Source organism: Nocardioides kongjuensis, from assembly GCF_013409625.1.
GTDB lineage: Bacteria > Actinomycetota > Actinomycetes > Propionibacteriales > Nocardioidaceae > Nocardioides > Nocardioides kongjuensis.
On sequence record NZ_JACCBF010000001.1, the window covers coordinates 1,356,838 to 1,380,709 of the forward strand.

Sequence of the window (23,872 nt, forward strand, 5' to 3'; positions counted from 1 at the left end):
GGGGGCGGGGGTCGTCCGGGTGGCAGGGTGGGGGCATGGACGACGACGCACTGCTGATCGACCGCCAGCCGCTGCCGGACGGCGTACCCGCGCGGCTGGGGGAGCAGCTCCGGTTCCTCGCCGAGGCCGACAAGCTCAAGACCGTCCTGCGCGCCTCGCTGCTGGCCGCTGCCGACCGTCGCGAGAACGACGCGGAGCACTCGTGGCACCTCGCGCTGATGGTGATCCTGCTCGCCGAGTACGCCGACCAGCCGATCGACGTCGGCCACGCGATCAAGCTGGTCGTCGTGCACGACCTCGTCGAGATCTACGCCGGCGACAGCCCGGTGTTCGTCCCCGGCGCCGCCGACGACCAGGCCGAGCGCGAGATGGCTGCCGCCGAGCGGCTCTTCGGCCTGCTGCCCGGGGACCAGGCTGCGTCGATGCGGGCACTGTGGGACGAGTTCGAGGCGGCCGTCACCCCGGAGGCCCGGTTCTGCAAGGCGATGGACCGGCTCGAGCCGATGCTGCTGAACTGGCTCAACGGCGGTGGCACCTGGGAGATGCCGGGCGCCACCGAGGCGCTCGTGCGGGCCAGGGAGGCCGGCGTGGTCGCCGGATCGACCTCCCTCGGGGCGCTCACCGGACTGCTCGTGGACGAGGGCCTGCGTCGCGGCTGGATCCGTCCGTGAGCACCCCCGAGCGCTGGACGCAGGCCACCGTCCATCCCGACATGTGGCTCGACGCCGCCGACGACCCCCGGGAGGCCGGCGGTCCCGCAGCGCAGGGGGAGCGGGCCACGCTCGAGGAGTACCTGCGCAGCTACCGCCTCACCCTGCGTCTCAAGTGCGACGGCCTCGACGCCGCCCAGCTCGCCACGCGCTCGGTCCCGCCCTCGACGATGTCGCTGCTCGGCCTGGTCCGCCACCTCGCCGAGGTCGAGCGCGACTGGCGCAACTGGATCACCACGGGCCCGCCGGCTGACGGCCTGTACGGCGAGCCGGACGGCGACTTCCTCGGCGCCGTCGGCGACGACGCCGTCGTCGAGGCCACCTGGGCCGACCTCGCGCGCGAGCAGGCGGCGACCGACGCCGTCCTGGCACCCGTCGCGGACCTGTCGTCGACGCTGGGGCGCTCACAGGTCGTCGTACGGGACCTGATGGTGCACCGGATCGAGGAGTACGCGCGGCACTGCGGCCACGCCGACCTGCTGCGGGAGTGCGTCGACGGGCGGGTGCGTCAGTAGACCCGAGGGGCACGTTATGTCAGGTCTGCAGCCGGAACAGCTCCACGAGGTCACCGGAGGGGCCCGCCGCGGCACCCGGCTGCCGCCCGGTTCGCTCACGATGCCGCTGACGCAACCGGCACCGGTCGGCGGGGCTCAGGGAGGTCGCTCGGGCACCCGAGCCGGCGGCGGCCTGACCGAACCGACCCAGGGGAGCTCTCTCCAGGCAGGTCCGATCTTCACTGTCTGACATAATGTCACTTATCGGCGCATTCCTACGTGCCTCGCGCGTGGGTTCTCCAGGGGTTCCGGACGAGGCAGACTCGCTGCGTGCTCTGGACCTGGTCGCGCCTGCGGTCGACCGTCGTCGCGCTGGAGCTGCCCGAGGATCAGTTCGTCGTCGGCCTCTCCGGCGCGATGCTCGCCAACGACACGGTCGAGACGACCGCCGAGGTCGAGCTGCTCGCCACGGACGTCCTGTACGACGAGCTGGCACGCGAAGGCTGGCGGCGACGCACGGCGGACGGCGCGCTGTGCTGCCCGGGCGAACCCGGGCTGGTCGTTCGTGGCGGTGAGGTGAGCACCGCCTACCTCGCGCCCGTCGACGCCCTGGTCGCCGAGGCCTGGCGCCAGGACGACATCGCCGTCGTCTCGATGCTGCAGGTCGCGCGGGCCGCCGTCCAGGAGTTCCTGGCACGAGCGGTCGAGTCCGGCGAGCCCCGGCCCGGCAGGTCGACCTGGACGTGGCGTCGGCTCACGGTCGCGCTGGCACGCCTGGAGCTTCCCCGTGACCACCATGTCGTCGGGCTGGCCGGTGCGTTGCTGGCCAACGGGTCGCTGAGCGACGTCGACGACGTCGAGCTGCTGGTGACCGGCGAGCTGTACGACGAGCTCTGCCGGCGCGGGTGGCCCCGCAGCACCGACGGCGTCCTGACATGTCCGACCGAGGACGACCTCGCGGCGCGCACCGACGACGTGAGCGACACCTACCGGGCCGTCGTGGCCGAGCTGGTGGCCGACGCGTGGGTCCGCGACGACGTACCGCTGGTCTCGATGGTCCGGGTGCGCCCCGAGTCCGTGGACGCGCTGCTCAGGCCGGGGCGCTGAGCTCCTTGCGCACGACGACGCTGGTGCCGGTCACGACGCACATCGGCGGTACGTCGGCAGCCACCACGGCACCCGCACCGACCACCGAGCCGCGCCCGATCGTCACGCCCGGCGTGACCGTGGCGCCCGCACCGATCCACACGTCGTCCTCGATCACGATCGGCGCGTGCGTGATGAAGTCGAAGCGCTCACCCGGCTCGATCGGGTGCCCGGCGGTGCTCAGGGTGACCCGCGGGCCGATCAGCACGCGGTCACCGATCGTGATGCCGCCGAGGTCGAGGAAGTAGCAGCCCTGGTTGATGAACACACGCTCACCGAAGGTCGCACCGAGACCGTAGTCGCAGAAGAACGGCGGCAGGATCGACAGCGACCCCGGAAGATCACCGCCGAAGATCCGCGACAGCAGCGAACGGCGCTGGTCGAGGTCGTCGAAGGGCAGCGCGTTCAGCTGAGCGGTCAGGTTCATCACGACCTTCACGCGCTCGGCGAACGCCCGCGACTCTGGGGTACGGGTCGGGATCCGCTGCTCGTGGCGCACATCGTGGATCGTGGCACGACGTCGGGCGCGGCGCCGTCAGGCCAGCAGGACGGGAGCGTGCGTGTCCGCTGCGAACCCGAGCCGCCGCCACAGCGCCGTCGGGACGAGAGCGAGCCCGTCCGGGTCGAGCACGGCAACGCTCCCCCGGGCCGCGATCCGCTTCACGCACTCGCTCAGCAGGTACCGCCCGATGTTGTGGTCGAACCTCGTCTCCTTCACGAAGAACCGTCCGATCACCAGCAGCCGGTCCGGCTCGACGCCGGCCCCCGATGCCGCCGACGACACCCACGCCGCGCCGACGGGCGGCGCGTACACCTGCACGTGCCCGACGACGTTGCGCGTCGGGGCGACGCTGACCGGCGCCTGGTCGAACACCCAGGACACGTCGGCGTCGACCTCCGTCAGCCAGTCGTACGCCGACCGGTCGCCGAGGACGTCCTGCACTGCGCGAACCGACGAGAGCACGTCGACCAGCCGGTCGAGGTCCTGCTCGATGCGCTCGCGGATCATCGAGGCAACACTAGTAACACCAGCAGCGAGCCGGACACTACAAGGACATGAGCACCTCCGAGGACGCCCAGGAAGCAGCGTTCAGCGAGGCGTGGCGCCGTGACGGCCCACGCGTCGCGGCCTACGTACGCCGACACGTCGGGCCGGACGACGTCCAGGACGTGGTCGCCGAGACCTTTGCGCAGGCCTGGCGCCGCTGGGACGTCGTGCCGGAGCCGCCCATCGGCTGGCTGATAGCCACGGCCCGCAAGGTGATCGGCAACAGCCGGCGCTCGGCGCGACGACGTACCGCGCTCCACGACAGGCTCGCGCTGCTCGACCGGGCCGCCCGACCCGGAGCGGATGCCGGGATGGTGGCGACCGAGCGGGTCACGGCCCTCGAAGCGCTCGCCGCCCTGCCCGACGGCCAGCGCGAGGCGCTGCTGCTCGTCGCCTGGGACGGCCTGACTCCCGACGCCGCGGCCGAGGTCCTCGGCATCCGGCCGGGCACCTTCCGGGTGCGTGCCCACCGCGCCCGCGCGGCCCTCGACCGCGAACCGCCGGCGGACCTGCGTGCCGCCTCCCCCAGCCGACCCCTCACCGAAGGTGGACTGTGATGACCACGGACTCCCTCACCTCCCGCATCACCGCGCTCGCCCCCACCCGCCCGCACCTCGACCCGGAGTGGTCCGAGGCGACCCTCGCCCGGATCCTCCGGCAGGAGCACGCGGCCACCGCCGCGGCGCCACGTCGCCGTCGCGCCCGCCGCCGTGCCGCCATCGGGCTCGGCCTCGCCATCTCCGCCGTCGGAACCACGACTGCCGTCGCCCTCGGCGGTCCCACCGAGGTCGTGTCGAGCGTCATCCAGGACTTCGCCCGCCAGCCGAACACCACCGGCAACGGCCTCGGCGAGCTCGACGAGCCCGCACTGGTCGCCCGGTTCGACACCGACCACGGGGTCTTCGCGTTCTGGGTGGCCACGTCGTCGAGCGGCAAGGTCTGCTACGCGATGAGCGACGGCGTCTGGGACGGCACCGGGACGCCGACGAAGAAGGAGCTCGAGTACGGGTGTGGGGGTGTGATCTGGTCCGGCGACGGCGTCCCGCCCCAGGAGCTCACCTCACCGGAACAGCTCGGCGGCTACTTCACCGACAGCGAGCCCCTCGTCTACGGCATCTCGCCGTGGCCCAGCGCCACCCAGGTGCGGGTCGAGGCGCCCGGCGTCGACCGGACGCTGCCGGTCCGGGCGGACTCCCACGGCTACGGCGCCGCACTGCCCGAGGCGGTCGGGGTGCCGCAGGTGACGCTGACCTTCCTCGACGACCGCGGCCAGGTCCTCGGCACCAAGCTCAGCGTCGCGCCCGTCGGCTGACCTCACTCGGGCAGCGTGTAGTCCAGCGCGACCCGGTGGGTGCCGTCCTCGTCGATGCTCAGCGAGCCCTGTCCGCTGATCCCGGCGAGGCCGCCGGTGCCGCTGTCGGGCACGACGGTGAAGTACTCGTCGTACCGGTCGCTGCCGTGCGTCGACGCCGCGTGCACGAACCCGAAGGTGCCGGACCGATCGCCCAGCGTGCCCGCGAAGGACTCGACGGCGACATAGGTCCCGGCGCCGGTCCCGGTGTTCAGCCCGCCGACGAACCACGTGACCGAGCGTCCGGCGAGGTCGCCGGTGAACGTCTTGACCATCGCAGCGACGCCCACAGGTGCGGCTGTCTCGGGCGCCTCGAGACCGCCCACGGCGCTCGGCAGGTCGAGAGGCGTCCAGTCGGAGACGGTGAAGGTGGCGGCAGCTCGCATGGCGCCGAGGTTACGCAGCAGACCGACGCGGCCGCTTGAACAAAGCCGACACTCAGCGTCCGCCGGACACGTCGAGCACCGCACCGGTCGTGTACGACGACGCCTCGTCGAGCAACCAGCAGATGGCGGCCGCGGCCTCGGTGGCCGTGCCGGGGCGCCCCATCGGGATCGATGGCGCCACCCGGTCGAGACGGCCGGGCTCGCCGTTGCGGGCATGGATCTCGGTGTCCATCAGGCCGAGCCGAACGCTGTTGACCCGGATCCCCTGGGCGGCCGTCTCGACCGCCAGGCCGCGGGTGATCGTGTCGACGGCCGCCTTCGACGCGGCGTAGTCGACGTACTCCCCCGGCGATCCGAGCTCGGCTGCCCGCGAGGACACGTTGACGATCGCGCCCCCGGACCCCCTCGGGGGCGCCATCAGCCGCACCGCCTCCCGGGCGCAGAGCAGCACCCCCAGCACGTTGACCTCGAGCACCCGGCGCACACGCTCGGCCGACAGGTCCGCGACCCGCGACGTGGGTGCCACGATGCCCGCGTTGTTGACGAGCGCGCGCAGTGGACCCGCCTCGGCCGGCAGGTTGCCGAACACCCGCTCGACGGCCGCCTCGTCGCTGACGTCGAGCTGGACCGCCCGCGCCCAGGCGCCGTCGCCCGAGCACGCGGCCACCACCGACTCCGCGTCCGAGCGCTCCGACCGGTAGGTGAGCAGCACGCTCCACCCGGACCGCGCGAGCATCTGCGCGGTGGCTGCGCCGATGCCCCGGCTGCCACCGGTCACCACGGCGAGTCGTCGCTCCATGCGGCGACGCTATCGATCGATCAGTCCAGGCAGAACTCGTTTCCCTCGGGGTCGGCCATCACGATGTGCCCACCCGCCATCGGCGGGGCCGGCTCGAACCTCTCGAGGCGCCGGGCGCCCAGCTCCACCAGCCGAGCGCACTCCTCCTCCAGCGCCGCCATCCGCTCGTCCCCCGCCAGCCCGGGCGCGGCCCGGACGTCGAGGTGGACCCGGTTCTTGACCACCTTGTCCTCGGGCACCTGCTGGAAGAACACCCGGGGCCGCGTCCCCTCCGGGTCCTCGATCGCCGAGCGTGCGTTGCGCTCGGACTCCGGGACCCCGATCCGCTCGAGGAAGACGTCCCACGCCGCCAGGGGGTCCTCCCCCGCGGGCAGGGGCACGCCCGGCGGCCCCGGGATGACATAGCCCAGCGCCGCACTCCAGAACGACGAGAGGGCGCGCGGGTCGTGGCAGTCGAACGTGATCTGGAGGTCTCGGCTCATGCTCCGGTTCTACCGGGCTCCGCCGACACAACTCCCTCCGTCATCAACGTATAGCGCACAGGGGGTCTTGCCGCAAGGCCCCCTGGAGCGGGCAGAATCCCGGTCTCCGCCGAGCGGAGACGCCACGAAAACCCCATGGGAGCTGATGATTTGACCCACGCGACGACACGCGCGTTCGACCTGCACGACCACCCCGCGAAGGCCGCACCGGCCCTCATCGCCACCGACGAGGAGCACTTCGCCGCCATCGAGGCCAGCCTCGAGCAGACCGTCGCCGACCTCGAGGAGCGCCTGTCCGACGTACGACGCCAACCCGGCGGCAGCGGCCAGGAGGCGATGGACCGCGACCTCGAGGTGCACCGCCTCGGCGCCAGGCTCCGGATGCTGCGCCGCTACCGGCTCGACCTGTGCCTGGGACGGATGGTCACGACCGGCGGCGAGACCGTGCACGTCGGCCGGTTCGGCCTGACCGACGCCGCGGGCCGTCGCCTGCTGGTGGACTGGCGCTCCCCTGCCGCCGAGCCGTTCTTCGGCGCCACGCACGGCAACCCGATGGGTCTGGCCAGCCGGCGCCGCTACCGCTGGACGAACGGCCGCGTCACCGACTACTGGGACGAGGTCTTCACCGCCGACGCGCTGGCCGCAGCGGGAGCCGCCCTCGACGACCAGTCCGCCTTCGTCGCGAGCCTCGGCAGCAGCCGGTCGGAGCGGATGCGCGACGTGCTCGCCACGATCCAGGCCGACCAGGACGCGATCATCCGCGCCGGCTCCCGCGGCACCCTGGTCGTCGACGGCGGACCGGGCACCGGCAAAACCGTGGTGGCGCTGCACCGCGCCGCCTACCTGCTGTACGCCGACCCGCGGCTCGGCGACCGTCGAGGCGGCGTCCTCTTCGTCGGTCCCCACGAGCCCTACCTCGCCTACGTCGCCGACGTGCTGCCCAGCCTCGGCGAGGAGGGCGTGCGGACCTGCACCGTGCGCAACCTCGTCGGCGAAGGAGCGGCGGCAACCGCGGAGACCGACCCCGAGGTCGCCCGGCTGAAGGCCGACGCGGCCATGGTCGGTGCCGTCGAGCCCGCCGTCCGCCTCTACGAGCAGCCGCCCGCCGAGGGCATGGTCGTCGAGACCGACTGGGCCGACGTGTGGCTCAGCCCGGGCGACTGGGCCGAGGCGTTCGGAGCTCCCGACCCCGGCACGCCCCACAACGAGGCGCGCGACCAGGTGTGGGACGCGTTGCTCGACATCCTCGTCGACAAGCACGAGGCGACCGAGGCGACCGAGGACCAGCTGCGCCGCTCCCTGCGCCGCAACGACGACGTGGTCGACGCCCTCACGAGGGCATGGCCGATGATCGAGGCGACCGACCTGGTCGGCGACCTGTGGGAGGTGCCGGCGTACCTGCGCCACTGCGCGCCCTGGCTCTCGCCCGACGAGGTCCGCGTCCTGCGGCGGCCCGGACCGCAGGTGTGGACGACCGCCGACCTGCCCCTCCTGGACGCCGCCCGTGCCCGGCTCGGCGACCCTGCGGCGGCTCGCGCCCGACGCAGGCAGGAGGCCGCCGCCGCCCGTGAGAAGGAGGAGATGGACCGCGTCGTAGACCACCTGGTCGCCAGCGACGACTCCGACATGATGATCATGTCGATGCTCCGGGGCGCCGACCTGCGCGATGCCCTCACCGGTGACGGCCAGCAGGCGGCCGACCCGGACCGGTACGCCGGCCCCTTCGCCCACGTCGTCGTCGACGAGGCACAGGAGCTGACCGACGCCGAGTGGCAGATGCTGCTGCGCCGCTGCCCGTCGCGCAGCTTCACCGTCGTCGGCGACCGCGCCCAGGCCCGGCACGGCTTCACCGAGTCGTGGACCGAACGGCTCGAGAGGGTCGGCCTGCACGACATCGACCTGGCCTCGCTCACCGTCAACTACCGCACGCCGGCCGAGGTGATGGAGGTCGCGGCGCCCGTGATCCGCGCCGTCCTGCCCGACGCCAACGTGCCGACGTCGGTCCGCAGCACCGGCACCCCTGTCGAGCACGTCCGTCCGGAGGACGTCGCCGAGATCCTCGGGCAGTGGGAGGCAGCCACCGACGAGGGCATCGCCTGCGTCATCGGCGATCCGTCCTTCGAGGCGACGCCGCGGGTCCGCTCGCTGAGTCCCGAGCACGCCAAGGGGCTCGAGTTCGACCTGGTCGTCCTCGTGCGTCCGGATCGCTTCGGCACGGGCGTCGAGGGCGCCGTCGACAGGTACGTCGCGATGACCCGCGCGACCCAGCGCCTGGTGGTGGTCGAGGCCGCGTCCGAGGGGTCCCGATGAGCGAGACCGCACCTCGGCCGGCAACAGCCGCTGCCTAGTTTCCGCCGGGTGACACAAGAGATCGGGATCACAGCCAGTGCCGGCACCGCCCTCCTCGCCGAGGCGATCCAGGAGGCGGAGCGCGTGCTGCTCGCGGCGCCCCACGTGCGCACCGAGCGCGACGTCGCGGAGGGCCTCGACTACCTCGCCGGCCTGGTGCGAGTGGGCCTGGCGAGCGCCTGGGCCAGCGATCCGGCCGACCCGCACTTCGCCCGGCCGTCGACGCAGTGGACGAAGATGGGCCTCGACAACCCCGACACGCTGTACTTCGCCGCGCAGATCGCCGGTGACGCCGAGTACGTCGTCACCGGCAACCGTGGCTCCAGCGCGGACCTCGTCTTCCAGGTGCTCGCCGGCTCCCACGCCGGCAACACCTCACCGGCCAGCCACCTCGCCTTCGACGACCGTGACTTCCCGGTCGCCGACGACGGCAGCTTCGAGATCCGGTTCGGGCCGCGCGAGGACGGCGGGCCGGGCTACTTCACCCTCTCCCCCGACGCCCAGCGGCTCCTGGTCCGCCAGACGTTCAGCGACTGGACCACCGAACGTGCCGGCACCCTGCGGGTGCAGCGGGCCGACCGGATCGGCGTACCCGGCGAGCCGGTCACCCTCGCGACCGTCGAGGGCCGCTACGCCCGTGCCGCGCGCACCCTCCTCGGCTACGCCCGGACCTTCCTGGAGTTCGTCGAGCGGTTCTACCTCGACCAGCCGGTCAACACGATGTACGCCCCGAAGATCACGCCCGGCGGCCTCGCCAGCCAGTACAGCTCCGCCGGGCACTTCGACCTCGCCGACGACCAGGCGCTGATCATCACGGTGCCCGCCTCCGGCATGCCGTACCAGGGGATGCAGCTCGGCACGAAGTGGTACGTCTCCCTCGACTACGTCGACCACCAGACCAGCCTCACCGCCGACCAGGCGCACGTGGACCCCGACGGACGGATCCGGTTCGTCGTCACCCGGCAGGACCCGGGCCTGGCCAACTGGCTGGAGACGACCGGCCTCACCGAGGGCTACCTGCAGATCCGCTGGCAGCGTGTCGACCGGCCGCTGACGGCCGAGGACGGCCCGACCACCGAGGTGGTGCCGTACGCCGAGCTCGCGCAGCGACTGCCCTTCCACGAGCAGCAACGGGTCACCGCGGCCCAGTGGGCGCAGCGGATCGCCGCTCGCCAGGCCGCCGTCGGCGACCGGATGATGGCATGAGCGACCCGGTGACCGGCGTCCTCACCGGCAAGGCCGTCCTCGTCGCCGGCGTCGGTCCCGGTCTCGGCCACGCCCTCGCGGTGCGCAGCGCGCTCGCGGGTGCGGACGTCGTGCTCGCCTCCCGCAGCGCCGGGCGCCTCGAGGCCGTCGCGACCGAGGTCCGCGCCACCGGACGCCGCGCCGTCGTCGTACCGACCGACCTCACCGACCCGGCAGCGGTGCGGTGCCTCGTCGACACCAGCGTCGACGAGCTCGGCCGGCTCGACGCGGTCCTGCACAACGCCTACCTGCCGCCCAGCCGGGAGAACCTGCTCGACTCCGGGCTGGACCGGGTCCGCGAGGAGCTCACCTCGCCGCTGATGGCGCTGGAGATGGTGCGCCGCGCGGCACCTGCGCTCGTCGCCAGCAAGGGCTCGGTGGTCGTCGTCAACTCGATGATCCTGCGCAACCGGCTCCCTCTGTTCGGCGCCTACCGGATGACCAAGGCCAGCCTGCTCGCCCTCGCCCGCGGGCTGTCCATCGAGCTCGGTCCGCAGGGCGTCCGGGTGAACTCGATCGCACCCGGCTACATCATGGGCGAGGCCGTGGAGGCCAGCTTCGCGAAGGCAGCACGAGCGCGCGGCGTCACCCCCGACGTGATCCACGACGAGGTCGCCGCCGAGACCGACCTGCGGCGCCTGCCCCGCCCCGAGGAGATCGCCGACGCCGCGGTCTTCCTCGCCTCCGACCTCGCCCGGGCCATCACCGGGCAGTGCCTCGACGTCACGTCCGGCGCCACCCACCACTGAGAGAGCAGCCGATGAACCTCGCAGACGAGCTCCACGAACGCGCTGCCACCCGCACCGGCCTCACCGACTTCGGCGACCACGACCACGTCGAGGGCCTGCACGCCCTGCTCGACGGGTACGCGAACGAGGCCGGCCTGACCGAGAAGGGGCGCACGAAGGTCGAGGGAGCTCTGGCCAACGCGCTCGCGGGCCGCCTGCGCACCGAGTCCGCCTGGCGCCAGCACCCGGCGCACGCCGAGACCCCCGTGACCCGGCCGATCTTCGTGACCGGTCTCCCCCGGTCCGGTACGACGGCCCTGCACCGCCTGCTGTGCGCCGACCCGCGCCACCAGGGCCTGCAGCTCTGGCTGGCCGCCGCACCGCAGCCGCGCCCCCTGCGCGACCACTGGGCGTCGAACCCGGACTTCCAGGCGATGCAGGCACAGATCGACCGCCGCAACGCAGCCGTGCCCGGACTGAAGGGCATGCACTTCATGGCGCCCGACGTGGTCGAGGAGTGCTGGTGGCTGGAGCACCAGTCGATGCGCTCGCTCGCGTTCCCGAGCGTGGCCCACCTGCCGTCGTACACACGCTGGCTCGGCCAGCAGGACCTCAGCGGCAGCTACCGTCGCCACCGCCGGATCCTCCAGCTGATCGGCATGACCAGCCCCGAGAAGCGCTGGGTCCTCAAGAACCCCGGCCACCTGTTCTCGCTGGACGCGCTGATGGCGGCCTACCCCGACGCGCTCGTGGTGCAGACCCACCGTGACCCGCGCACCGTCGTCGCGTCGGTCAGCAGCCTGACGTCGAAGACCTCCGCGGGGACCTCCAGCGTCTTCCAGGGGGCCACGGTCGGTCGCGACAGCCTCGACCTGTGGGCCACCGCCACCGACCGGTTCCTCGCCGCGCGGGCGACCTACGACCCGGCGCAGTTCGCCGACGTGCGCTACGAGGAGTTCATCGCGGACCCGGTCGGCACCGTCGAGCGCCTCTACGACGCCTTCCGGCTGCCCTTCGACGACGAGGCCCACGCGGCCGTGAGTGCCGCCGACGACGTGAGCCGCCGGGGTGATCGTCGTCCCGACCACGCGTACTCGCTCGAGGAGTTCGGCCTGAGCGCAGGCGAGGTCACGGAACGGTTCGACCGCTACCTGGCCGCCTTCCCGGAGCTCACCGTCAGCTGAGGTCGAGGCCGGTGGCCGGCGTGGCGAGCACCCGGAAGCTCGGCAGGTCCGCGAGCGACACCGACGTCTCGCAGAAGCGCCGGTAGGAGATCTCGCTGATCAGCCAGCCCCGCGCGGGATCGCGGCGGTACCGGTCGGTCGAGAGCGAGGCACCCTCGACGACGTACCCGACGTCGGTGCACACGGTCCGGTCCGACACCGTCCAGGTGCCGGTGGCGTGGTCGCCGTCGACCTCGATGCTCGGGTTGCCGAGCTGGTGCACGGTGATCCGCTCGTCGGTGAGCCGGGCGCGCAGCTCGGCGACCAGCGCATCGGCACCCTCCGTGACCAGGTCGGGGCGGTAGCGCGCGACCATCTCCGGTGCGAGGGTCGCGGCCACGGCGTCCCAGTCGCGCAGGTCGACGCTGCGCATGTAGCGGTGGCGCAGCTCCATGAGCGCCCACCGGTCGGCGGACTGCGGGTCGTGCATGCGGGCTCCTCGGTTCGGTCGGCCGGTGGGGTCGAGGAGCGAGCGTGCCGGGACGGCCGGTTCGGACGAGGACGCCTCCCGGTCAGCGGGACCCGGCCTCCAGCGCCGCCACCAGCTCGTCGAGCAGGGGCTTGGCGTCCTCGGCGATCGAGAGCGCCATGAACGACGACATGGCGACCATGACGTCGTAACGCCCCTCCTTGCCGCGCTTGCCCGGCTTGTGCCTGACCTGCACCTCACGGAAGGTCGACACCGGGTTCCGGGCGGCCTCGTCGAGGCCGTTGTGCCGGAACTTCGCGAGGGTCGCGCCGTCGAAGACCAGCGACTCGCCGTTGAGGCCCTTGAGCTCGATCACGGGCGCGAGCCTAGGGCGCGAGCCACTCCCCTGACCGCAGAATCGTGCGGCCGGTGATCTCGTTCGACTCGCGCCAGGCCTGGATGCGCTCGGCCCGCAGCACGAGGAAGACGTAGCCGGGCAGCCCCCGCGGGTCCCAGTCCGCCTGCCCGGCGTAGGCCTCACCCAGCTCCGGGTCGTCGTCCACGCCGACCGACCGCTCGAGCACCGCGTCGATCATCGCGACGTCGCGCGTCGGGCCGACGCCGAGCCGCGCGACACCGGACGCCAGCAGGTTGCGCGCCGTGATCGACCCGGCCTCGAGCGCCACCACGACCCGCTCCCCCACCCAGGCCAGGGACACCGGGACCAGGTGGGGCACGCCGTCGGCCGAGGCCGTCGCGACCCACACGTCGATCGCGGGGGTCGCCAGCAGGGCGCGGGTGTCGGCCTGCCGCGTCGCGCGGTCGCGGGCCGGGGGCGGGTCGAAGTCGGCCACGGGCGGCTCGGTTCAGCCGGCCTGGTTGATGCGGACGTGGTTGCCGGCCGGGTCGCGGAAGGCGCAGTCGCGCACGCCGTAGGGCTGGTCGATCGGCTCCTGGATGACCTCGGCGCCGGTGGCCTGGATCCGGTCGAAGGTGCCGTCGAGGTCCGGGGTGCTCAGCACGAGCGTGGCGTAGGTGCCCTTCGCCATCATCTCGGCGATGACACGCTTCTCGTCCTCGGTGATGCCGGGATCGGCCGCGGGCGGGCAGAGCACCACGGACGGGGTCGGCTGCCCCTTGGGGGCGACGGTGATCCACCGCATCTCGCCGTAGCCGACGTCGTTGAGGATCTCGAAGCCGAGCACGTCGCGGTAGAAGGCCAGCGACGCCTCGGGGTCGGTCTGCGGGAGGAAGCTGTGCTGAATGCTGATGTCCATGTCGCTCACGCTAGTGGCGCCTCGAAGTGCGGTGCTTCTCGATTCCTGACCGATGCCGGCACGTCCGGACTGGTCTGCGCCCCGCCGCGTCGCACCGGCCGGGTCACCTTCTTGGTCACGCACGACGGCGGCTCGACAGCGCCGTCCTCGGCGGCGGGCGCGTCGTCGCGGTAGGCGCTCGGTGGGACGCCCACCAGCTCGGTGAACCGGGTGCTGAAGGTGCCGAGCGAGGAGAACCCCACCTCGAAGCAGATGTCGGTGACGCTGAGGTCGCCGCGGCGCAGCAGGGCCATCGCCCGCTCGATGCGCCGGGTCATCAGGTAGGAGTACGGCGGCTCGCCGTACGCCTTCTTGAACTCGCGGCTGAGGTGGCCGGCGGACATGTGCACGTCGCGGGCCAGCGCCTCGACGTCGAGCGGACGGGCGTACTCGCGGTCGATCCGGTCGCGCACCCGCCGCAGCAGCGTGAGGGTGCGCAACCGTTCGGGATCGAGGGTGCTCACGCACCCATGATGTACTCCACCGCCGACGGAGGAGGTGAGTAGGGTCGCACGCATGGCCCGCCGGATCGAGCTGTCCACACCCGTCGGCGTCCGCTGGGAGCCGGACGACCCCCTCGGGGTCGGTGCGCTCGTCCTCGCCGGGTCGAGCGGGCGGGTGGACGAGCAGCGGGCCCGGCTGCTGGCCGACCACGGCGTGCTCACCGAGTCGATCCAGTGGTTCGGCGGGCCGGGGCAGCACGACGGACCGTGGGAGATCCCCCTCGAGACCTTCGCCGACCGCGCCGAGGCGCTCGCCGCCGACTGCGACCGCGTGGTGCTGGTCGGCCTCTCCTTCGGTGCCGAGGCCGCGCTCGCGACGGCCTCCCTGACCGACGCGCCGATCGACGGGGTCGCCGCCTTCGCGCCCAGCGACGTGGCGTGGGCCGGGATCACCGACGACGGGCGCCAGACGTCGCACTGGACCCTGGGCGGCGTGCCGGTGCCGTTCGTCCGCTTCGTCCCGTGGGAGCCGCCGACCGAGCCGCCGGCGTACCGCGACCTGTACGCACGCTCGCGCGCCGCGGCGCCCGACGAGGTGGCCGCAGCCTCGCTGCCGGTCGAGCGGATCCCGGAGGTGCTGCTCGTCGCCGGCGAGGACGACCAGGTGTGGCCGGCCCGGGAGCAGGCCGAGGAGATCGTCCTGCGCCGTGCCCGGCACGGGTGCGGCACTGCCCTCGTCGCCGATCCCGAGGCGGGTCATCGCGCCGTGCTGCCGGGCGAGGAGGTCACGACCGGAGGTGTGCAGATGCGCCGCGGCGGCACCGACGATGCGGACCGCAGGCTCGGCTCTGCCGCGTGGCCGGCCCTGCTCGACCTCGTCGGAGCGCGCCGATGACCGCCCAGCCGCCGCCACCGCCGCCCGGGTACCTCCGGATCAACCTCCAGGGCAACCGGATGATCACCATGATCACGCCGAGCGTGCAGGTCAACGGCTACCCCGTGCCTGCCCACTTCGGCCCGAACCTCGTCCCGATGCCGCCGGGCGTGCACACCGTCTCGGCGCACGCCCAGTGGATGTGGCGCTACGGGCAGGCGAGCCAGCAGGTCCAGCTCGCGCCGGGCCAGACCGTCGACGTCTACTACGCAGCGCCCGTGCTGACCTTCATGGGCGGCGCGATGGGCTTCACGAGGCAGAAGGTCCCCGGCCTGGTGCCGTTCGTCGCGCTCATGGCCCTGCTGCTCGCGGTCGTCATCGGCCTCCCGCTGTTCGCGATCCTGGCCACCTCGTGACCCCACGCACCGACCGGTCCTGGTGGGGCTGGGGCAGCGACGCGGCGCAGCTCACCGCCACCGAGACCACCGAGCTGGTGGACCGGGTCGCGCTGCTGCTGCCCGGTCACGACCTCACCGACCACGAGCCGCCCGACCCGCACGCGCTCGCAGTACCCCCGCCGCGGGTCGCCCCGCCGAGCGCCCTCGCGGACCTCTGCTCCAGCGACGTGGTCGACCGCCTCTCCCACGCCCGCGGCAAGGCGTTTCGTGACGTGGTCCGCAACCTGCACGGCGACGTCAGCCACATCCCGGACCTGGTCGTCCGGCCCCGCACCGAGGAGGACGTCGTCGCCGTGCTCGACTGGTGCACCTCCAGCGACCTCCCGGTCGTCCCGTACGGCGGTGGCAGCTCGGTCGTCGGCGGTGTCGAACCCCGCTTCGACGGCCCCGCGGTCACCCTCGACCTCACGGCGCTCGACCGGGTCCTCGAGGTCGACCCGGTCAGCCGCGGCGCCCGGATCCAGGCGGGCGCCTACGGCCCGGCACTCGAGGACCAGCTGCGCCCGCACGACCTGACGCTGCGCCACTTCCCGCAGTCCTTCGAGTTCTCCACCCTCGGCGGCTGGCTCGCCACCCGCGCCGGCGGCCACTTCGCCACCCTCGCCACCCACATCGACGACCTCACCGAGTCGATCCGCGTCGTCTCCCCCGCCGGCACCGGCGAGTCGCGCCGCCTTCCGGGCTCGGGCGCGGGCCCGTCCCCCGACCGCATGTTCCTCGGGTCGGAGGGGACGCTCGGCGTGATCACCGAGGCCTGGATGCGGCTGCAGCAGCGACCCCGGTGGCAGCGCACCGCCACCGTCGCGTTCGGCTCGTACGACGCCGCCGTGTCCGCGACCCGCGCCGTGGCCCAGTCCGGCCTCCACCCCGCGAACTGCCGGCTCCTCGATCCGGCCGAGGCGCTGATCAACGCCGGCACCGCAGTCGACGGCGGCCTGCTCATCCTCGCGTTCGAGTCCGCCGACCACCCCGTGGACGCCTGGCTGGAGCGCGCGCTGGAGCTGGTCGCCGACCACGGGGGCACCGTGCTCGCCACCCGCGACCGGGCGGCCCCCGTCCAGGGCGAGGACGCCTCGCGGTCCTGGCGCTCGGCGTTCATCCGGATGCCCTACCAGCGCGATGCGCTCGCCCGGCGCTCGATGGTCGTCGAGACCTTCGAGACCGCCTGCACCTGGGACGCGTTCCCCTCGTTCCACGCCGCGGTCACCGACGCCGCACGGCGCGCGATCGCCGAGGTGTGCGGCGGCCAGGGCATCGTGACCTGCCGGTTCACGCACGTCTACCCGGACGGCCCGGCGCCCTACTACGGGATCTACGCCGGCGGCCGGTGGGGCAGCACGCTGGCCCAGTGGGACGAGGTCAAGGTCGCCGTCTCCACGGCCATCGCGGACAACGGCGGCACCATCACCCACCACCACGCTGTCGGACGTGACCACCGTCCCTGGTACGACGCCCAGCGCCCCGACCCCTTCGCCGCCGCACTCCGCGCCGCGAAGTCGGCGCTGGACCCGGCCGGCATCCTCAACCCCGGAGTGCTGGTCTGACCCACTCCTCGCTGCGCTCCCACAGCTCGGCAGCGAGCTCGTCGGTGACGACCTTCGAGGGCGCCTTCTCGCGCTCGGCGTCGTAGTAGCGCCCCGTGACGCCGTCGACGGCGGGCGACGTCGCGCAGTACAGCGACGTCCGGGCCCCCTGCTCGGGCGACTTCATGAACAGCTTCATCAGGTGCCGCACCCCGAACGGCACCTCCCGCCACACGTCCGAGGCGACGGCACCGGGGTGCAGCGAGTACGTCGTCACGCCGGTCCCCTCCAGCCGGCGGCCGAGCTCGCGGGCGTGCAGCACGTTGGCCAGCTTGGACACGCAGTACTCGTCGAACGCCGTGCGGGTCACCGACGGCCTGCGCACCGCGTCCCAGTCGATGCCCGGCGCCCGGTAGTGACCCGTGCTGGCGACGTTCACGATCCGCCCCGGCCCGGTCTCGACGATCCGGTCCCGCAGCAGCTCGGTGAGCAGGAACGGCCCGACGTGGTTGGTGCCGAAGGCGAGCTCGAACCCGCTCGCGGTCATCCCGCGCCGGCCGGCCAGGCCGGCGTTGTTGACCAGGACGTCGAGGCGCTCCCCGGAGGCGAGGAAGGCCTGCGCCGCTGCGCGCACCGACCCCAGGTCACCGAGGTCGAGCGGGAGGAAGTCGAGGTCGTCGTTGCCGGTGGCGGCAGCGATCTCGCTGATCGCCGCTCGGGTCCGCTCCTCGGAGCGGCCCGCGACCACCACCCGCGCCCCGCGGCCGGCGAGGCCGCGGAGGGTCTCCTTGCCGATGCCGGTGTTGGCTCCGGTCACGAGGAAGGTCTTGCCGGTCAGGTCAGGCACGAGGTCACCCATGCCGCGATCCTCGTGGCCGACCGGCCAGGATGTCGTCCTCCCGGGGTCGCATTCGGGTGGCACGCCGTGTGACCTGCATCACCCTTGGGTTGTGACGTGCGTCATGCGAGGGTGGGCGCCATGAGTCTCCTCGCCATCGTCGTCGTGCTGGCGCTCGTGCTGCTCCTCGTCCTCGCCGTCGGCGCACTGTTCGGCGTCGTGCTGTTCGCCGGCCGGTCCGGCCGCAGGGCCCAGGCCGCCCAGGTGCAGGACCCGCGAGGTCAGTCGATCGCCTGACCCAGCACCGCGCCGACGTGGGCGCGGACGTCGGCGTCGCCGGTGATCGACACCCGGTCGTCGCCGACGCGGTGCCACAGCCACGCGTCGAGGTCGGCAGCGGTGCCGGTGACCACCATGTCGGCGGGTACGCCGGGGTCGGGCACCACGTGCTGGTCGGGCTCGCCGCTGCGCTCGACGCCCTCGGGCGTGGTGCCGGAGAAGGTGCCCAGCTGCACCCACACGGACGTCGCCGTGTCGGTGGCCCGGAACTCGACGTGCTGCGGGCGCGGGTCGAAGCGACCCCACGGCGGCAGGCCGCCGTACATCACGGCGAGGGCCTCGTCGACGCCGTCGGCGGCCAGCGCGGCCGGCAGCTCGGTGACCCGGCCGGCGGCGAGCTCGGCGTCGAGCCGGTGGATCAGGGCCTCGTGGGCCTGGCGCCGGTAGGTGAACCCGACGTGCTGGTCGCCGGGCACCGACCAGGACCAGGCCGGGTCCGTCGGGTCGGCCGCCTCGAGCGCCGCCACGAACGCCCCGTGGGTCGCGTCGAACGCGGCCAGCACCTCGGCGTACGTCGCCGGCCGCTCGGGCTCGGTGTAGGTCTCCGGCGGCGCGGGCCGGTGGCTGATGACGTGCTCCCAGAAGTGCTGCACCTCGGTGAGGTGCCAGGCCAGGTCGGCGGCGTCCCAGTCCGGACAGGAGGGCACCCGTGCGTCCGGCGGGCAGGTCGCGAGCACCTCGGCGAAGCGGCCCGACTCGGCGCGGATGTGCTCGAGGTAGGTCGCGGGGTCGAGTCGGGTCACGGCTGGAGCAGCACCTTGATCGCCCGGCGCTCGTCCATCGCCCGGTAGCCGTCGGGTGACTCCTCGAGCGGGAGGGTCAGGTCGAAGACCTGGCCGGGGTCGATCCGGCGGTCGAGGACCATCGGCAGCAGCTCGGGGAGGTAGCGGCGCACGGGGGCCATGCCGCCGCGGACGCCGACGTTCTTGTCGAAGAGCCGGCGGGCGGACAGCTCGACGCCGTGCGGTGCCCCGACGAAGCCGACGCCGCCGCCGGGTCGGGTGACCTCGATGGCGGTCGTCATCGCGTCGTTGGTGCCGACGCACTCGAGGGTGGCGTCGACCCCGACGCCGTCGGTCAGGTCCCGGACCTCGGCCACGGCGTCGTCGCCGCGGGCCGAGACGACGTGGGTGGCTCCGAAGGACCGGGCCACGGCCTGCCGCGGCTCGTGGCGCGACATCGCGATGATCCGCTCGGCGCCCATCACGGAGGCGGCGAGGACGCCGGACAGCCCGACCGCTCCGTCGCCGACCACGACGACGGTGTCGCCGGGCTTCACCCCGGCCGACACGGCAGCGTGCCACCCGGTCGGCATCACGTCGGAGAGCGCGAGGACCGAGGGCACCAGGTCCGCGTCGGGGACGCCGCCGGTGCTCACCAGGCTGCCGTCGGCCTGGTTGACCAGGGCGTACTCCGCCTGCCCGCTGGCGGTGAAGCCGAGGTTGGTGCACACCGACTGGGCGCCGTTGAGGCAGTGCGGGCAGGTGTTGTCGCAGTGGCAGAACGGGACGACGACGAAGTCGCCGACCCGCACGTCGCGGACCTCGCTGCCGATCTCCTCCACGACACCGATGCACTCGTGCCCGATCGTGGCGCCGGGCCGGATCGGGTTCTCGCCCCGGTAGGGCCACAGGTCGGAGCCGCAGATGCAGCCGGCGGTCACCCGCACGATGGCGTCGGTGGGCCGGCGCAGGGTGGGGTCGGGAACCTCGTCGACCCGGATGTCCCGGGCGCCGTGGATGGTCGTGGCACGCATGTGAGGATCCTTTCAGATCGCCGTGGCGTCTTGCGTTATCTCATATGTGAGTTACCGTCGTGGCATGACGTTCGAGGCGCCGCACGAGGACTACAAGGGCCGGATCGGCAACCTGATCCGCGACGCCCGCAAGCACCGCGGCCTGACCCAGGCGCAGCTCGCGGAGCGGCTGGGCACCAGCCAGAGCGCGATCAACCGGATCGAGAAGGGACACCAGAACCTGTCCCTGGAGATGCTGGCCCGGATCGGCACCGCCCTCGACTCCGAGATCGTCGCGCTCGGCGCCGGCCCGACCCACCTCCGGGTCAAGGGGCCGACCACCCTGTCGGGCAGCATCGACGTCAAGACGTCCAAGAACGCCGGCGTCGCGCTGCTGTGTGCCTCCCTGCTCAACCGCGGCCGGACCACGCTGCGCAAGGTCGCCCGGATCGAGGAGGTCAACCGCCTGCTCGAGGTGCTCGACAGCATCGGGGTGCAGACCCGGTGGATCAATGCGGACAACGACCTCGAGATCATCCCGCCCAAGGACCTCGACCTGACCCGGATCGACGAGGAGGCGGCTCGCCGTACCCGCTCGGTGATCATGTTCCTGGGCCCGCTGCTGCACCGCGCCGACACCTTCGAGCTGCCCTACGCCGGCGGCTGCAACCTCGGCACCCGCACCGTCGAGCCGCACATGTCGGCGCTGCGTCCCTTCGGTCTCGAGGTGAAGGCCACCGACGGCTGGTACCACGCGCAGCTCAACCGGGCGATCGTCCCGGGCCGCCCGATCGTGCTGACCGAGCGCGGCGACACGGTCACCGAGAACGCGCTGATGGCGGCCGCCCTGCACCCCGGCACCACCGTGATCCGCAACGCCTCGTCCAACTACATGGTCCAGGACCTCTGCTTCTACCTGCAGGCGCTCGGCGTCGAGGTCGAGGGCATCGGTACGACGACCCTCACCGTCACCGGCCGCGAGTCGATCGACGTCGACGTCGACTACTCCCCCAGCGAGGACCCGATCGAGGCGATGTCGCTGCTCGCCGCGGCCATCGTGACCCGCTCCGAGATCACCGTGCAGCGCGCGCCGATCGAGTTCCTCGAGATCGAGCTGGCGGTGCTCGAGGGGATGGGCTTCCGCTACGACCTGTCCGAGGAGTACCTCGCCGCCAACGGCCGGACCCGGCTGGTCGACATCACCACGCACCCCTCCGACCTGGTGGCGCCCGGCGACAAGATCCACCCGATGCCGTTCCCGGGCCTCAACATCGACAACCTGCCCTTCTTCGCGGTGATCGCGGCCGTCGCCGAGGGCACGACCTACCTCCACGACTGGGTCTACGACAACCGCGCGATCTACCTGACCGAGCTCAACAAGCTCGGCGGCCGGGTCGCGCTGCTCGACCCGCACCGGGTCCAGATCGACGGTCCGACGTCGTGGACCGGCACCGAGCTGGTCTGCCCGCCGGCGCTGCGCCCCGCGGTCGTCGTCCTGCTCGCCATGCTGGCCAGCAAGGGCACCTCGGTGCTGCGCAGCACGTACGTCATCCACCGCGGCTACGAGGACCTCGCCGAGCGGCTCAGCTCGCTCGGCGCGGACATCGAGACCTTCCGCGACATCTGAGCTGCCCGCTGCCGAGCTCGCGAGGCAGCCGATCCTGCAGCCAGATCGAGTAGCGCCGCGACCGAGCCTGCGAGGTCGCGACGCGCGTATCGAGATCGACCAGCGAGGCCCACGACATGACCTACCTCCCTCCCGGCAAGGTGCTGGCCTTCGCCCACCGCGGCGGCGCCTACCACCCCGAGATCGAGGGCCTCGAGAACACCCTCGCCGCGTTCCAGCACGCCGCGGCGCTCGGCTACGACTACCTCGAGACCGACGTGCACCTGACCGCCGACGGGGTGCTGCTCGCGTTCCACGACGAGGTCCTGGACCGGGTGACCGACCAGCAGGGCGCGGTGCGCGACCTCACCCTGGCGCAGGTACGCCGGGCACGGATCGGCGGGCACGAGCAGGTGCCGACCCTGGTCGAGCTGCTCGACGCCTTCCCCGCGGCCCGGTTCAACATCGACCTGAAGTCCGACGGCGCGGTCGACGCGCTCGCCGAGCTGGTCCGCGAGCGCGACCTGTGGGACCGGCTCCTGGTCGCGTCCTTCTCGCGCAGGCGGATCCGCCGGTTCCGGGCGCTGACCGAGGGCCGGGTCCCGACGGCCGCGGACCCGTGGCAGATCGTGGTCTTCCGCCTCTCCCCCAGCACCCGGCTCGCCCGGCTGCTCGCAGGTGAGGGCTTCGCCGCCTTCCAGGTCCCCCACCGGCAGCGCGGGCTCACCGTCACGAGCCCCGGCTTCGTCCGGCGGGCGCACGCCGCGGGCCACCAGGTGCACGTGTGGACCATCGACGACCCGGCCGAGATGACCGCGCTGCTCGACCGCGGTGTCGACGGGATCTTCACGGACCGCACCGATCTGCTCAAGGATGTCCTCCAGGGACGCGGCCAGTGGTGGTCCGCGCAGGGAGGGACATCAGCATGAACGCATCGGCGCCCATCGCCGACCTGGGACCGCTCAACCGTGCGCGGGAGCAGCGGGCCTGGTACTTCACCGACTGGGCTGCCTCGGCGTTCCAGACCACGGTCGCGGGTGTGCTGTTCGCCCCCTACCTGATCTCCGTCGCGGAGAACGCCGTCGGTGAGCACGGCCGGATCCACCTGCTCGGCCTGTCGATCGCGCCGGGCTCGCTGCCGTCCTACGTCATCACGCTCTCGACGGTGCTCAGCGTCTTCTTCTACCCGGTGATCGGCGCCTACGCCGACCGGATCGCGCGCAAGCCCGACCTCCTCGTCGCCTTCTCGTGGATCGGCGCGGCCGCGGCCGGCGGGCTGTTCTTCATGAGCGGCGAGAACTGGCTCTACGGCAGCATCGCGTTCATCGTGGCCAACCTCGCCGGGGGTGCCGCGATCGTGGTCAGCGACTCGATCCTGCCGGTGATCTCGACCGAGGACGAGCGCGACCGGGTGTCGTCGAACGGCTGGGCCTACGGGTACGCCGGCGGCGGGCTGCTGCTCGCCGTCAACTTCTTGATGGTCAGCCTCCACGACTCGATCGGCCTCGACAAGGAGATGGCCGTCCGGCTCTCCCTGCTGTCCGCCGCGGTGTGGTGGGCGGCGTTCATGGTCATCCCCTGGCGCGGCATCCGCAGGCACGAGCCGGTCGCCGTGGAGGCCGTCGAGGGCGGCGTGCTGACCCGGTCCTTCGGCCAGCTGTGGGCCACCTTGAAGGACCTGCGCAACTACCCCGTCGCGCTCACCTTCCTGGCGGCGTACCTGTTCTTCAACGACGGCATCCAGACCGTCATCAACTCCGCCTCGACCTTCGGCACCAAGGAGCTCGGGTTCGGCGACGGCTTCGTGCTCGGCACCTACCTGCTGGTCCAGCTGGTCGGCATCGGCGGCGCCATCCTCTTCGCGCGCGTCGCCGGGCGCCACGGCGCCAAGAAGGTCATCCTGGCCGGTCTGGTCGGCTGGATGGCGATCGTGACGGTCGCGCTCGTCGTGCCCGAGAAGAAGATGGTGGCGTTCCTGCTGCTCGGCGTCGCGATCGGCATCGTGCTGGGCGGCACCCAGGCCCTGGCCCGGTCCTACTTCTCCCTGTTCATCCCGCGCGGCAAGGAGGCGGAGTACTTCAGCCTCTACCACGCGATGGATCGCGGCACGTCCTGGTTCGGGACGCTGACCTTCGGCCTCGTCTACCAGTTCGCGGACTCCTACCGGCCCGCGATCTTCGCGCTGATCGCGTTCTTCGTCCTCGGTGCACTGCTGCTGCTCCGTGTCGACACCGAGCGCGGCATCCGCGAGGCGGGCAACGCCCGGCCCGCGGTGATCTAGACCGGGGTCCCGACTCCCGCCGTTCCGGATTGGAACCTTTTCGCGCTGGGTAGCGTTGAGGGGGTAGACGAAACATGGGAGGTGGAGTC

Annotated in this window: 29 protein-coding genes; 16 read left to right on the forward strand and 13 right to left on the reverse strand. The window is 72.6% G+C overall.

Going from position 1 to position 23,872, the window contains the following annotated elements:
• The first annotated feature begins 35 nt into the window (after positions 1-35).
• From BJ958_RS06450 to BJ958_RS06460, 3 genes are all read left to right on the forward strand, one after another.
• Positions 36-671 (forward strand): HD domain-containing protein, encoded by a 636-nt coding sequence (locus tag BJ958_RS06450; RefSeq protein ID WP_179726080.1) that lies wholly within the window; start codon positions 36-38, stop codon positions 669-671.
• A complete protein-coding gene (locus BJ958_RS06455) occupies positions 668-1,225 on the forward strand; it encodes a DinB family protein (protein ID WP_343052587.1) in 558 nt (185 codons plus the stop codon). Before BJ958_RS06450 ends, BJ958_RS06455 begins: the two co-directional genes overlap by 4 nt.
• A 309-nt stretch (positions 1,226-1,534) precedes the next feature.
• Positions 1,535-2,311, forward strand: a complete 777-nt coding sequence (locus BJ958_RS06460; RefSeq protein ID WP_179726081.1) for a hypothetical protein — start codon at positions 1,535-1,537, stop codon at positions 2,309-2,311.
• Here BJ958_RS06460 and BJ958_RS06465 read toward each other — a convergent pair.
• Together BJ958_RS06465 and BJ958_RS06470 are read right to left on the reverse strand one after the other, a co-directional pair.
• Positions 2,295-2,849, reverse strand: a complete 555-nt coding sequence (locus BJ958_RS06465) for a DapH/DapD/GlmU-related protein (RefSeq protein WP_273517426.1) — start codon at positions 2,847-2,849, stop codon at positions 2,295-2,297. The genes BJ958_RS06460 and BJ958_RS06465 overlap by 17 nt on opposite strands.
• A 36-nt stretch (positions 2,850-2,885) precedes the next feature.
• Positions 2,886-3,359, reverse strand: a complete 474-nt coding sequence (locus BJ958_RS06470) for a hypothetical protein (RefSeq protein WP_179726082.1) — start codon at positions 3,357-3,359, stop codon at positions 2,886-2,888.
• A gap of 47 nt (positions 3,360-3,406) precedes the next feature.
• On the opposite strand from BJ958_RS06470, the gene BJ958_RS06475 reads away from it, so the two are divergent.
• Together BJ958_RS06475 and BJ958_RS06480 are read left to right on the forward strand one after the other, a co-directional pair.
• The gene (locus tag BJ958_RS06475) at positions 3,407-3,955 is read left to right on the forward strand and encodes an RNA polymerase sigma factor (RefSeq protein WP_179726083.1); all 549 of its coding nucleotides are present in this window, start codon (positions 3,407-3,409) and stop codon (positions 3,953-3,955) included.
• Positions 3,955-4,710 carry a hypothetical protein gene (locus BJ958_RS06480; protein ID WP_179726084.1) on the forward strand — a complete coding sequence of 252 codons (756 nt, stop codon included), beginning with the start codon at positions 3,955-3,957 and terminating at the stop codon, positions 4,708-4,710. Before BJ958_RS06475 ends, BJ958_RS06480 begins: the two co-directional genes overlap by 1 nt.
• 2 nt (positions 4,711-4,712) lie before the next feature.
• Here the strand turns inward: BJ958_RS06480 and BJ958_RS06485 are convergent, their stop codons facing one another.
• The 3 genes from BJ958_RS06485 to BJ958_RS06495 are packed head-to-tail and all read right to left on the reverse strand — an operon-like array spanning position 4,713 to position 6,416.
• Positions 4,713-5,135, reverse strand: coding sequence for a DUF3224 domain-containing protein (locus BJ958_RS06485; RefSeq protein WP_179726085.1), 423 nt, complete (start codon positions 5,133-5,135; stop codon positions 4,713-4,715).
• A 52-nt stretch (positions 5,136-5,187) separates the two neighbouring features.
• Positions 5,188-5,934 carry an SDR family oxidoreductase gene (locus BJ958_RS06490; protein ID WP_179726086.1) on the reverse strand — a complete coding sequence of 249 codons (747 nt, stop codon included), beginning with the start codon at positions 5,932-5,934 and terminating at the stop codon, positions 5,188-5,190.
• 20 nt (positions 5,935-5,954) lie between these two features.
• A complete protein-coding gene (locus tag BJ958_RS06495; protein ID WP_179726087.1) occupies positions 5,955-6,416 on the reverse strand; it encodes a VOC family protein in 462 nt (153 codons plus the stop codon).
• Positions 6,417-6,551: 135 nt separating this feature from the next.
• Here BJ958_RS06495 and helR point away from each other — a divergent pair, with 135 nt between their 5' ends.
• The 4 genes from helR to BJ958_RS06515 are packed head-to-tail and all read left to right on the forward strand — an operon-like array spanning position 6,552 to position 11,922.
• Positions 6,552-8,726 (forward strand): RNA polymerase recycling motor ATPase HelR, encoded by a 2,175-nt coding sequence (gene helR / locus BJ958_RS06500; protein ID WP_179726088.1) that lies wholly within the window; start codon positions 6,552-6,554, stop codon positions 8,724-8,726.
• Between the two features lie 48 nt (positions 8,727-8,774).
• Entirely contained in the window at positions 8,775-9,971 is a 1,197-nt protein-coding gene (locus tag BJ958_RS06505) for a hypothetical protein (protein ID WP_218865627.1), read from the forward strand.
• Positions 9,968-10,759 (forward strand): SDR family oxidoreductase, encoded by a 792-nt coding sequence (locus BJ958_RS06510; protein ID WP_179726089.1) that lies wholly within the window; start codon positions 9,968-9,970, stop codon positions 10,757-10,759. The genes BJ958_RS06505 and BJ958_RS06510 overlap by 4 nt, the downstream gene beginning before the upstream one ends.
• Positions 10,760-10,770: 11 nt before the next feature.
• A complete protein-coding gene (locus BJ958_RS06515) occupies positions 10,771-11,922 on the forward strand; it encodes a sulfotransferase family protein (protein WP_179726090.1) in 1,152 nt (383 codons plus the stop codon).
• Here the strand turns inward: BJ958_RS06515 and BJ958_RS06520 are convergent.
• The 5 genes from BJ958_RS06520 to BJ958_RS06540 form a co-directional block, all read right to left on the reverse strand.
• Positions 11,915-12,391, reverse strand: coding sequence for a nuclear transport factor 2 family protein (locus BJ958_RS06520; protein ID WP_179726091.1), 477 nt, complete (start codon positions 12,389-12,391; stop codon positions 11,915-11,917). The genes BJ958_RS06515 and BJ958_RS06520 overlap by 8 nt on opposite strands.
• 82 nt (positions 12,392-12,473) lie before the next feature.
• Positions 12,474-12,746, reverse strand: coding sequence for a hypothetical protein (locus BJ958_RS06525; RefSeq protein WP_179726092.1), 273 nt, complete (start codon positions 12,744-12,746; stop codon positions 12,474-12,476).
• 10 nt (positions 12,747-12,756) lie between these two features.
• Entirely contained in the window at positions 12,757-13,224 is a 468-nt protein-coding gene (locus BJ958_RS06530; protein ID WP_179726093.1) for a pyridoxamine 5'-phosphate oxidase family protein, read from the reverse strand.
• Between the two features lie 12 nt (positions 13,225-13,236).
• A complete protein-coding gene (locus BJ958_RS06535) occupies positions 13,237-13,647 on the reverse strand; it encodes a VOC family protein (protein ID WP_179726094.1) in 411 nt (136 codons plus the stop codon).
• A gap of 5 nt (positions 13,648-13,652) precedes the next feature.
• On the reverse strand, positions 13,653-14,150 hold the full coding sequence (locus tag BJ958_RS06540; RefSeq protein WP_273517444.1) for a helix-turn-helix domain-containing protein: 498 nt from the start codon (positions 14,148-14,150) through the stop codon (positions 13,653-13,655).
• A gap of 52 nt (positions 14,151-14,202) precedes the next feature.
• On the opposite strand from BJ958_RS06540, the gene BJ958_RS06545 reads away from it, so the two are divergent.
• The 3 genes from BJ958_RS06545 to BJ958_RS27665 are packed head-to-tail and all read left to right on the forward strand — an operon-like array spanning position 14,203 to position 17,005.
• Positions 14,203-15,024 (forward strand): alpha/beta hydrolase family protein, encoded by an 822-nt coding sequence (locus tag BJ958_RS06545; protein WP_179726096.1) that lies wholly within the window; start codon positions 14,203-14,205, stop codon positions 15,022-15,024.
• Complete coding sequence (locus BJ958_RS27660) at positions 15,021-15,419, forward strand: hypothetical protein (RefSeq protein WP_246319014.1); 399 nt, start codon at positions 15,021-15,023, stop codon at positions 15,417-15,419. The genes BJ958_RS06545 and BJ958_RS27660 overlap by 4 nt, the downstream gene beginning before the upstream one ends.
• Positions 15,416-17,005 (forward strand): FAD-binding oxidoreductase, encoded by a 1,590-nt coding sequence (locus BJ958_RS27665; RefSeq protein WP_343052588.1) that lies wholly within the window; start codon positions 15,416-15,418, stop codon positions 17,003-17,005. Before BJ958_RS27660 ends, BJ958_RS27665 begins: the two co-directional genes overlap by 4 nt.
• Here the strand turns inward: BJ958_RS27665 and BJ958_RS06555 are convergent.
• Positions 16,983-17,843: an SDR family oxidoreductase gene (locus tag BJ958_RS06555; RefSeq protein WP_179726098.1), complete on the reverse strand. Its 861-nt coding sequence runs from the start codon at positions 17,841-17,843 to the stop codon at positions 16,983-16,985. The two genes, BJ958_RS27665 and BJ958_RS06555, sit on opposite strands and share 23 nt — an antisense overlap.
• A 120-nt stretch (positions 17,844-17,963) precedes the next feature.
• On the opposite strand from BJ958_RS06555, the gene BJ958_RS06560 reads away from it, so the two are divergent.
• Positions 17,964-18,119 carry a hypothetical protein gene (locus BJ958_RS06560; protein ID WP_179726099.1) on the forward strand — a complete coding sequence of 52 codons (156 nt, stop codon included), beginning with the start codon at positions 17,964-17,966 and terminating at the stop codon, positions 18,117-18,119.
• On the opposite strand, the gene BJ958_RS06565 is transcribed toward BJ958_RS06560, so the two are convergent.
• Both BJ958_RS06565 and BJ958_RS06570 read right to left on the reverse strand, forming a co-directional pair.
• Positions 18,104-18,904: a maleylpyruvate isomerase family mycothiol-dependent enzyme gene (locus tag BJ958_RS06565; protein WP_179726100.1), complete on the reverse strand. Its 801-nt coding sequence runs from the start codon at positions 18,902-18,904 to the stop codon at positions 18,104-18,106. The genes BJ958_RS06560 and BJ958_RS06565 overlap by 16 nt on opposite strands.
• Positions 18,901-19,917 carry a zinc-dependent alcohol dehydrogenase family protein gene (locus tag BJ958_RS06570; protein ID WP_179726101.1) on the reverse strand — a complete coding sequence of 339 codons (1,017 nt, stop codon included), beginning with the start codon at positions 19,915-19,917 and terminating at the stop codon, positions 18,901-18,903. The genes BJ958_RS06565 and BJ958_RS06570 overlap by 4 nt, the downstream gene beginning before the upstream one ends.
• 64 nt (positions 19,918-19,981) lie before the next feature.
• Here BJ958_RS06570 and BJ958_RS06575 point away from each other — a divergent pair, with 64 nt between their 5' ends.
• The 3 genes from BJ958_RS06575 to BJ958_RS06585 all read left to right on the forward strand — a co-directional run bounded on the left by BJ958_RS06575 (position 19,982) and on the right by BJ958_RS06585 (position 23,783).
• Positions 19,982-21,523 carry a helix-turn-helix domain-containing protein gene (locus BJ958_RS06575; RefSeq protein WP_179726102.1) on the forward strand — a complete coding sequence of 514 codons (1,542 nt, stop codon included), beginning with the start codon at positions 19,982-19,984 and terminating at the stop codon, positions 21,521-21,523.
• Between the two features lie 116 nt (positions 21,524-21,639).
• Entirely contained in the window at positions 21,640-22,431 is a 792-nt protein-coding gene (locus BJ958_RS06580) for a glycerophosphodiester phosphodiesterase family protein (protein WP_179726103.1), read from the forward strand.
• Entirely contained in the window at positions 22,428-23,783 is a 1,356-nt protein-coding gene (locus BJ958_RS06585) for an MFS transporter (RefSeq protein ID WP_179726104.1), read from the forward strand. Before BJ958_RS06580 ends, BJ958_RS06585 begins: the two co-directional genes overlap by 4 nt.
• The last annotated feature ends 89 nt before the right edge of the window (positions 23,784-23,872 follow it).

Bases quoted from the DNA above. Each gene is read 5' to 3' on its own strand.
- BJ958_RS06450 (WP_179726080.1), top strand. From the start codon at position 36: ATGGACGACGACGCACTGCTGATCGACCGCCAGCCGCTGCCGGACGGC.
- BJ958_RS06470 (WP_179726082.1), bottom strand. From the start codon at position 3,359: ATGATCCGCGAGCGCATCGAGCAGGACCTCGACCGGCTGGTCGACGTG.
- BJ958_RS06475 (WP_179726083.1), top strand. From the start codon at position 3,407: ATGAGCACCTCCGAGGACGCCCAGGAAGCAGCGTTCAGCGAGGCGTGG.
- BJ958_RS06480 (WP_179726084.1), top strand. From the start codon at position 3,955: ATGACCACGGACTCCCTCACCTCCCGCATCACCGCGCTCGCCCCCACC.
- BJ958_RS06485 (WP_179726085.1), bottom strand. From the start codon at position 5,135: ATGCGAGCTGCCGCCACCTTCACCGTCTCCGACTGGACGCCTCTCGAC.
- BJ958_RS06490 (WP_179726086.1), bottom strand. From the start codon at position 5,934: ATGGAGCGACGACTCGCCGTGGTGACCGGTGGCAGCCGGGGCATCGGC.
- BJ958_RS06495 (WP_179726087.1), bottom strand. From the start codon at position 6,416: ATGAGCCGAGACCTCCAGATCACGTTCGACTGCCACGACCCGCGCGCC.
- helR (WP_179726088.1), top strand. From the start codon at position 6,552: ATGGGAGCTGATGATTTGACCCACGCGACGACACGCGCGTTCGACCTG.
- BJ958_RS06510 (WP_179726089.1), top strand. From the start codon at position 9,968: ATGAGCGACCCGGTGACCGGCGTCCTCACCGGCAAGGCCGTCCTCGTC.
- BJ958_RS06515 (WP_179726090.1), top strand. From the start codon at position 10,771: ATGAACCTCGCAGACGAGCTCCACGAACGCGCTGCCACCCGCACCGGC.
- BJ958_RS06520 (WP_179726091.1), bottom strand. From the start codon at position 12,391: ATGCACGACCCGCAGTCCGCCGACCGGTGGGCGCTCATGGAGCTGCGC.
- BJ958_RS06535 (WP_179726094.1), bottom strand. From the start codon at position 13,647: ATGGACATCAGCATTCAGCACAGCTTCCTCCCGCAGACCGACCCCGAG.
- BJ958_RS06545 (WP_179726096.1), top strand. From the start codon at position 14,203: ATGGCCCGCCGGATCGAGCTGTCCACACCCGTCGGCGTCCGCTGGGAG.
- BJ958_RS27660 (WP_246319014.1), top strand. From the start codon at position 15,021: ATGACCGCCCAGCCGCCGCCACCGCCGCCCGGGTACCTCCGGATCAAC.
- BJ958_RS06555 (WP_179726098.1), bottom strand. From the start codon at position 17,843: ATGGGTGACCTCGTGCCTGACCTGACCGGCAAGACCTTCCTCGTGACC.
- BJ958_RS06560 (WP_179726099.1), top strand. From the start codon at position 17,964: ATGAGTCTCCTCGCCATCGTCGTCGTGCTGGCGCTCGTGCTGCTCCTC.
- BJ958_RS06570 (WP_179726101.1), bottom strand. From the start codon at position 19,917: ATGCGTGCCACGACCATCCACGGCGCCCGGGACATCCGGGTCGACGAG.
- BJ958_RS06575 (WP_179726102.1), top strand. From the start codon at position 19,982: ATGACGTTCGAGGCGCCGCACGAGGACTACAAGGGCCGGATCGGCAAC.
- BJ958_RS06580 (WP_179726103.1), top strand. From the start codon at position 21,640: ATGACCTACCTCCCTCCCGGCAAGGTGCTGGCCTTCGCCCACCGCGGC.
- BJ958_RS06585 (WP_179726104.1), top strand. From the start codon at position 22,428: ATGAACGCATCGGCGCCCATCGCCGACCTGGGACCGCTCAACCGTGCG.